General features: G+C 36.4%; 9 protein-coding genes. 6 read left to right on the plus strand and 3 right to left on the minus strand.

Going from position 1 to position 7,903, the window contains the following annotated elements:
- Together AC220I_RS14895 and AC220I_RS14900 are read left to right on the plus strand one after the other, a co-directional pair.
- Positions 1 to 382, plus strand: a 382-nt coding sequence (locus AC220I_RS14895) for a hypothetical protein (RefSeq protein ID WP_486724646.1), incomplete at its 5' end; no start/stop codon positions are given.
- A gap of 137 nt (positions 383 to 519) precedes the next feature.
- On the plus strand, positions 520 to 669 hold the full coding sequence (locus tag AC220I_RS14900) for a hypothetical protein (RefSeq protein ID WP_486724647.1): 150 nt from the start codon (positions 520 to 522) through the stop codon (positions 667 to 669).
- A 154-nt stretch (positions 670 to 823) separates the two neighbouring features.
- On the opposite strand, the gene AC220I_RS14905 is transcribed toward AC220I_RS14900, so the two are convergent.
- Positions 824 to 1,768 (minus strand): helix-turn-helix domain-containing protein, encoded by a 945-nt coding sequence (locus AC220I_RS14905; RefSeq protein WP_486724648.1) that lies wholly within the window; start codon positions 1,766 to 1,768, stop codon positions 824 to 826.
- An 87-nt stretch (positions 1,769 to 1,855) separates the two neighbouring features.
- Between AC220I_RS14905 and AC220I_RS14910 the strand changes: the two genes are divergently transcribed.
- The 3 genes from AC220I_RS14910 (at position 1,856) to AC220I_RS14920 (ending at position 5,864) form a co-directional block, all read left to right on the plus strand.
- The gene (locus AC220I_RS14910; RefSeq protein ID WP_486724649.1) at positions 1,856 to 2,740 is read left to right on the plus strand and encodes a hypothetical protein; all 885 of its coding nucleotides are present in this window, start codon (positions 1,856 to 1,858) and stop codon (positions 2,738 to 2,740) included.
- A gap of 209 nt (positions 2,741 to 2,949) precedes the next feature.
- Positions 2,950 to 4,752 (plus strand): DNA helicase RecQ, encoded by a 1,803-nt coding sequence (recQ, locus tag AC220I_RS14915; RefSeq protein WP_486724650.1) that lies wholly within the window; start codon positions 2,950 to 2,952, stop codon positions 4,750 to 4,752.
- Positions 4,753 to 4,799: 47 nt separating this feature from the next.
- Positions 4,800 to 5,864 carry an alanine racemase gene (locus tag AC220I_RS14920; RefSeq protein WP_486724651.1) on the plus strand — a complete coding sequence of 355 codons (1,065 nt, stop codon included), beginning with the start codon at positions 4,800 to 4,802 and terminating at the stop codon, positions 5,862 to 5,864.
- A gap of 115 nt (positions 5,865 to 5,979) precedes the next feature.
- Here the strand turns inward: AC220I_RS14920 and AC220I_RS14925 are convergent, their stop codons facing one another.
- A complete protein-coding gene (locus AC220I_RS14925; protein ID WP_486724652.1) occupies positions 5,980 to 6,273 on the minus strand; it encodes a putative signal transducing protein in 294 nt (97 codons plus the stop codon).
- Positions 6,274 to 6,445: 172 nt separating this feature from the next.
- On the opposite strand from AC220I_RS14925, the gene AC220I_RS14930 reads away from it, so the two are divergent.
- Positions 6,446 to 7,429 (plus strand): GNAT family N-acetyltransferase, encoded by a 984-nt coding sequence (locus AC220I_RS14930; RefSeq protein ID WP_486724653.1) that lies wholly within the window; start codon positions 6,446 to 6,448, stop codon positions 7,427 to 7,429.
- A 131-nt stretch (positions 7,430 to 7,560) separates the two neighbouring features.
- On the opposite strand, the gene AC220I_RS14935 is transcribed toward AC220I_RS14930, so the two are convergent.
- A partial coding sequence (locus AC220I_RS14935; protein WP_486724654.1) for a GGDEF domain-containing protein occupies positions 7,561 to 7,903 on the minus strand: 343 nt, incomplete at its 5' end.

Genomic DNA, 7,903 nt, shown 5'->3' on the forward strand with positions numbered 1-7,903 from the left:
CTTGTTTAAAGTTTTCAGTATTTTATTTAACCTTATAGACAATTGGCTTTTATTCACTGCTAGAATTATTGCGCAGGCGTTCAGACACTTATCCAACATAGATGTCGTTTCACCAATTTACAAGGAGCTCAAAGAAGTCCCAAATGATCTTAATATCGCCATTGCGGATATGAGTGCTAAAACTGAGGCGATAAAACAGATGGAGATTAAAATCAACTTACATCAAAATGCTGAAATAGAACTGCTTCAGAATCAGACCTCTAAGCTTAAGGAACTCATAGAAAAGGGACATTCAAGGCTGACAAGCATCACAAATTCCATCTTCTTATTTGGAATGGTGGTCGTATGTTCCCTAATATTCGTATATGTTATAGGTAACTAAAGAGCGGAAACGCTCTTTTTTTTATGACTTAAATCTTTTTTCAAAAATACTGATTTTAATCGGGTTTTTTTATATGGCTTTAACTGATAAACTAGGGGTATCAAAGGACTTAACCAATTATTATGGGAGGTATGATCATGAAGAAAAGATTGCTTGGACTGTTGCTTTTAGCTACTTTATTGATAAGCACTACTGGTGCAGTATTTGCAGGAGAAATAGATTTTCCCAATCCTAAAATGTATTCTAAGATTGAGATTACAGCCGTTCAGGATGATAGTACGTTTTAAAAATTTGGCATTTTAAAATTTTAATACGGGGTTTGTGATTTATCTCCCAGTGTGGGGATAGAACATATTATAAAAAATAAGTCTATACCTTTGATCCCTTTGGTCATTGGCATAGACTTATTAATTATTAGGAAAAAACTGTCTGTTCGAATTACTAGTCCACATAAATTTGATATTGATTGGCCATGATGTCTTTATACTGTTGATACACACTATGTTTTTCGTAGATATTGAGTAGTTGCAATGCTTTTTTTAAAGACTCTTTATGATTTGGTAAATTTAGTTGATGTTCTGCTATCCCTTTTCGACTGAGGAGAAGATAAAGATATGTGGAGATCTCATGAGTTATACAATGTTGAATCCCCATATCTGCATACCTTATAACGTTTATATGATCATCTATGATGTGGAAATTATATGCGATTAAAGAATAGGTTTTTGCAATTAGTTTTTTCTCATTTAAGGATGAGTAGATTGAAAAATCAAATGTGTCCAGAAGATATTTTAAAATTTGATTGCTAAGAATACAATTTTTTATTTGAAAAAGTAGTGCAGCAATTAAAAATAAAATTCTTTGTTCAAAAAAATTATATTTAAATTGATCAAAGTTCTCTATTTCAAAGCCTATCAAGGTGAGTGATAGGGAATTTGTCAGCATTCCAATTGCTTTTTCCAAGACTTTACTATCGTGGTCGTAGCTCATTATCAAGGCTTCAAAGAACATATTCAATTGATCGTAGTCTCTAGCGTTGATTAGGGTATCCTTCTGAGCCTTATGGTCTTGATCAAATTGAGATTTTATATTTTGAATTTTTACAAGGTCGTTGCTTGTGATGAGTTGGTCAATTTGATCATAATAGTGAAAAAGTGCTTTAGAGGATTTGTATGCGTCTAGAAGCAATAATAAATTTGTTTTATAAATGTGGGTGAGATGCTCTAGAGTATCAAATCTTGGAATGCTTTGGCCGGATTCCAATTTTCTTAGAGTATCCACATTTATACCTGAAAGTATTGAGACTTCCTTTTGTGAGTAACCTAGATTTTTACGAATACTTCTTAATCGTTGCCCAAAAGGAATAAGATCGTATGACGTAAACAATGCCCCACCTCCTTATACATAATATTTTCTTGATTATAACATAATTATTAGGATTTATAATGAGCAAAATCAATGTCGAGGTGTATTATGAAATGGAAATTGAGTTGGACCATATTAATCGGTTTAATATTAATGATTATAATAGTGGCTGCTGTTTTAGACGAAGAAGGCATGGGCACCTTTAGAGGCGGTTCAGAGAGACATGTTTATTTTGCAAAATGGCAAGCCTACTTAGGCTATGCCTTATACGAAGGTGAGGGGAAAATCCAATTGCCTTTTCTTGACGAGCATTCAAGCGATAAACAGTTTGCAGGAAAGATAAAGGAAATTTCTTTAAATCTTACTTATGAAAACACGACCTACCTTCCAACTAATATAAAAGCAGCGAAAAATCCCATTATCATAAAGGGCTTCACAGTTCTCAATTACAGTGATGTGGAAGGGCGCAAATACAACTTAAGAGCCTTGGAAATTCCCTTTAGTATAAGAGAAGCAGGCCTTGTAAGATTTAATGAGTTAACACTTTACATGTCGAATGGAGACGTCTTTAGTTGGGACGTCGGCCAGTGGGAAATTGAAATAAAAAAATTAGATAAAGAGGATGATTTTCTTCAGGGTGATGGCCGCTTTTCAAATAATCCAACACCAAATTACTATCTTGAGATAATTAATAGCAGTGGTATGCCAATCACATGTAATACACTTGTTTTTGACCAAGAAAAGGCAGAAAAACGCGTTCTTGAGGACAAAGAGGACCACATTAAGTTGGCGAATAGCCTTACTGAGATGATTGTTTACCAAACGACTATAGAAGTTTCAAATCCTAATGCCTTTTACTATATCAAACCCTTTCTCAGTTATTCAATGGGAGATCAATTAAAGCTTGTACCACTTGAAGCTACTGATGTTATAAGTGCGATAAATGATGAAGACTATCATATTATTTTAGGCAATAAGGGTAAAAAAGAATAGGGCAACGTGAAGGTTAATATCAAAATGATAAATCAAAGTAAAGTTATCCAAGCCAAGTTATCCAAGCAAAGTTATCCATGCAAGGTGCTTAAACTGAAAAAGGAACACGTCACTAAACCCCTTTAAGTAATTTAACGAAAAGGGGTTTAATTTTGTATGTTATAATGAAAGTCACACAGTATAATTTTATTAACAATTAGGGAGTATTGATGCAAACAATTCTAAAAAAATATTTTGGCTATGATGCATACAGAGAGGGCCAAGAATCAATCATAAAACAGATTATATCAGGCAGGGATGCCTTAATCATAATGCCGACAGGTGGTGGTAAATCCATTTGCTATCAGGTTCCAGCAATGATGCTTGGCGGTGTCACTGTGGTCATTTCACCACTGATTGCTCTAATGAAGGATCAAGTAGAATCACTGGTACAAAATGGAATACCGGCTACTTTTCTAAACAGTTCATTGAATGCACAGGAGATGAGGACGCGTATAGAGGACATTGCACATGGGGCTTATAAGTTGATCTATGTGGCACCAGAAGCCTTATTGACCTCTCAGTTCACAAGGCTTTCAAGACAACTTGATATAAGCCTGGTGGCAGTCGACGAAGCACATTGTATCAGTCAATGGGGCCATGACTTTAGACCAAGCTATAAGGATATTTCAAGCTGGATCAATCAGCTTGTTGCTAGACCGATTATCGCGGCCTTTACAGCAACTGCAACAAAAGAGGTCAGAGAAGATATCTTGGAACTCTTATGTTTAAAAAATCCTTATGTGGCAATTAACGGTGTAAAACGCGAAAATTTAATCTATAAAGTAGTCAAACCCACTAAAAAATATGAATATCTTAAAGAGTGGTTTGAAAAAGTGCCAAAAGACCATACTGGTATCATTTACTGTGCAACGCGAAAAACAGTAGAGTCTTTAACCGATAAGTTAAAGAAAGAGGGATATTCGGTTGCAGCCTACCATGCCGGTATGACAACAGAGGCGAGAAATAAAACGCAAGACGCTTTTATGCTTGATAAAAAGCAAATCATCGTTGCGACAAATGCTTTTGGCATGGGTATCGACAAGCCTGATGTGAGATTTGTTATTCATTATAATATGCCTAAAAATATGGAAGCCTATTATCAAGAAGCTGGTAGAGCAGGTCGTGATGGTGAGGAAAGTGAGTGTTTGCTCATGTATGATGCTTCTGATATTGTCAAGCAGAAGCTATTGATAGCACAAGGGACAAATGATCCAATTCGATATCGGATGATGCTTTCAAACTTACAAGCCCTAGTTCAATATTGTCATACTAGTGCCTGCTTAAATGGTGAAATCATGCGGTATTTTGGTGAGGAAAATCCAGAAACCCAATGTGGCTATTGTGGCAATTGTCTAGATACATCTGAGCTTGTGGATCAAACATTAACCTCTCAGAAGCTTTTATCATGCGTCTACCGCGTTGGACAGCGTTTCGGTATGAATCTCGTCATAGACGTTCTTAGAGGGTCTAAGGCACAAAAAATATTGGATTTGAAGCTAAATGAGGTATCGACTTATGGTATCTTAAAGGATAAATCAATCCCTGAGCTCAAGGATTTAACCATGTTTTTAATTGCAGAGGGGTATTTGACCATTACCACAGATGAGTTCCCCGTTCTAAAATTAAACGCAATGTCACAAGAGGTACTCAAGGGAAAGAAAAGTGTTATGATGAAGCAATCTCAAAGACATGTTTCTACTGCTAAAAGCAAAAAGCCAAAGCGTAACAAGAATATGGGCCATAGCGGGTCAAATCCAGAGTTATATGAAGCACTCATCACATTAAGAAGAGAAATTGCGGAAGCTAAAAAAGTACCACTCTATATTATCTTTTCCAATGCGGTAATTGAAGACATCGCCGAAATGAAGCCGGTGACAAAGGCTGAGTTTATTGAAATAAAAGGAATTGGCGAGAAAAAGTACGATCTTTATGGAGAGCAGTTTATGGAAGTTGTCAAGCAGATGCAATAGTGCTAGTTCGTTAAATCGTATGAAATCAAAAGGGAAGAGGGGGATTTATGAACTGTCATGTGACGATTGATTTAAAAAAATTAAGACACAACGCGACCTTTTTACACCAAAAATGTAGGGAAAGTGGTATTTCGTTAATGGGTGTCACAAAAGGCGTTAGTGGATCAGAGGAAATCGCAAGGGTATTTGTCGAATCTGGTCTGGACTACATAGCCGATTCAAGGGTTAAGAATCTTAAAAAGTTAAAAAACCTTGATTGCAAAAAAGTTTTACTCAGAGTACCAGCACTCTCTGAAATCGAAGAACTCATACAATATGTGGACCTTAGTCTTAACTCAGAAATTAAAGTTATAAGAGCGATTTCTGATGCCCTAAAGGGCACTGATAAAATCCATGAGATTATATTAATGGTCGATGTTGGCGAGTTTAGAGAAGGATTGTTGCCTTCAGATGTAGAGGACACTATTAAGGCAATTTTGCAGCTTGAACACATCAAACTGGTGGGCATAGGGACGACTTTAACTTGTGTCAATGGCGTTATTCCAGATGAAAAAAATCTATCTGAACTTGCTCAAATTGCAGCGGACATTTCGACCCATTATGATTTGGATTTAAAAGTAATCTCAGGCGGAAATTCAAGCAGCTATTATTTACTTGAAAATGGCAATATGCCAAAGGGCATCAACAATCTAAGGCTGGGCGAACTCTTGTTATTGGGGAGAGAAACCGCTTATGGTGATTTGATTGAAGGCTTATACACAGATGTTTTTGAAGTGGCTATTGAAATCGTTGAACTAAAGACAAAACCGTCTGTACCAATTGGAAATGTTGGAATGGACGCTTTTGGCAAAAAACCGATTCTAGTGGACAAGGGGAACCAATTACGGGCACTGCTTTCAACGGGATTACAGGATGTGAGCACAGATTATTTAATACCAAAGGATGAGAAGATTGAAATAATCGGTGCATCCAGTGACTATATACTCGTTGACTTAACGCATACAGAAACCATGTATGAGGTTGGTGATTATGTAAGGTTTGACTTGAAATACGGTGCAATTATGCAGCTTTTCACATCGGAATATGTTGAGAAAGTTTATAGAGAAGTCTAATCAAACGAAAAAAGGCAGTGTCAACTATAGACACTGCCTTTTGATTGTAGATCATTGGTTTTTATCCAGCTTAGAGCAAGAATCATCAACTTGTGAAATGTTTTTTACCTCAAATTTATTCATCATTTGATTCTTTGTCCTCTCTGGTCGCTGCTTCTGCCTGTTCGATCAACGAAGCTTCATCTATCAATGGAATATCACTGAAGTAAAGGGTAAAGAGTCTTTGGGCTTCCTCTTCATGTTCCTCAGCCACCATGATATCGATGCCATAGTTTGATGTCCCCATATATAGGGTCAAGAACTCACCAGCTTCACGATGATGAGGAAACACTTCGATGCCATTTTCTTCATATAATTCCTTGAGCATTTCAAGTTCAACAGGTGTCGATACGGTGCCAATTCTAATCATAACCATACCTCCTTTGAAGTATACATACCCTGCTGAATGGTCGAATACCCAAAGAAAGCATGTAGTTACGGATAAAGATTGATTATAATCATCTTTTCTCAGGTCACTCACTAGATGGTCTCCGCCTTGTTTGATATACTGAGATTATATTTATGGTGAAATTGGAGGACTTATGGAAATTGGATATATAAAATTAGCTTCATATCTTACGAAAGAAGATTTTGTAAAGATTAGTCAACTTGAGAAAAAATGTCTCGCAGAAAATGTGGCCTTAAAACTTGAACTAGATTATAAAATGATCATAGCGGATGAAGCTAAGGAAAAGCCACACCCCTTTAAACCAGAAAACATAAATGAGTTCATGTATTTCCTAGGTGAAGAACTTGTGGGTTACATAGGTGTTTGTGGTTTTGGTGGTATTGGTAGTCAGATTGAAAGCAATGGTATGGTCCACCCTGATTTTAGAAGAAGGGGTATTTTTAAAGCTTTGTTTGATCTCGTCAAACAAGATTTCCACAAAAGAAGTGCAAAATCACTCTTATTATTAAGTGATAGAACATCGGTTGAGGGGCAGGCTTTCATAAAGAGCACCCAAGCTGTTTACAAGCATACGGAGTACGAGATGTATTTGGACCAGGAAAAGTTTAAAGCCTTAGTTCAAGAAGGCAACTTTGAGAGCATAGAAAAAGAGAACCTCTTAAGCTTGAGGAAGGCGACCAATGCGGATTCTAGAGAGATCGAAAGGCAAAATGTGGTTTATTTTAAGGAAGAGTTTAACATTGATATTGAAACACATGAATCAGATGCAGACAAGGCACTGTCGGAAGGTGATTCAGATTTAATTAAGCCTGAGGATGAAGAAAGAAGGGGAATGACGATTTATATTGCCTATGAAGGTGAAAATATCATAGGGAAAACACATCTTCAATTATCTGAAGGTATCGGTGGCATTTATGGACTAGGGATCATGCCTAAATATAGGGGTAGGGGATATGGCCGATGGATTTTGATGAAATCGGTAGCATCACTTTTAGATTTGGGTGCAAAGCAAGTGATGCTACAAGTTGAAGCCAATAATTCAAATGCACTTAACTTATACAAATCGTGCGGCTTTAATGAGACCTCCACCATGGATTATTATAAGATTGAAAAGTAGAATCTTTGTTTAAAATGAATAAGAAAACTAAAGCACTTTTCTGTTTTGGTAAGACATCTAAAAACCTCCTAAATTATTATTAGGAGGTTTTCTATGATGTAACTTATTATTGACTGAGATCTGGTAGTTTATCATATTCTATTTTTATCTTTATACATTCTCTTGTCCGCAAGCTTCATGAGTTCATAGGTAGAGATCGCATCGTCAGGATAGAGGGAAATGCCATAACTAAAACTTCCCATAAAACTTAAAGCATCTGACTTGATATTAAGGCATTCAAAATCTTGTCTAAAGGAAAGAATTTCTTTTTCAATTAGGGCTAGATCTGGTTCAGATACCAAACAAGCGAACTCATCACCCCCGAGACGTGCAGACACATCTATAAATTTGAGTCTTTTTTGAAGCATCTCAGTAAAGGTTTTGATATATACATCACCACTATGGTGCCCGTAGCTGTCATTTATGTGCTTCAGA

Source organism: Fusibacter sp. (genome assembly GCF_057447755.1).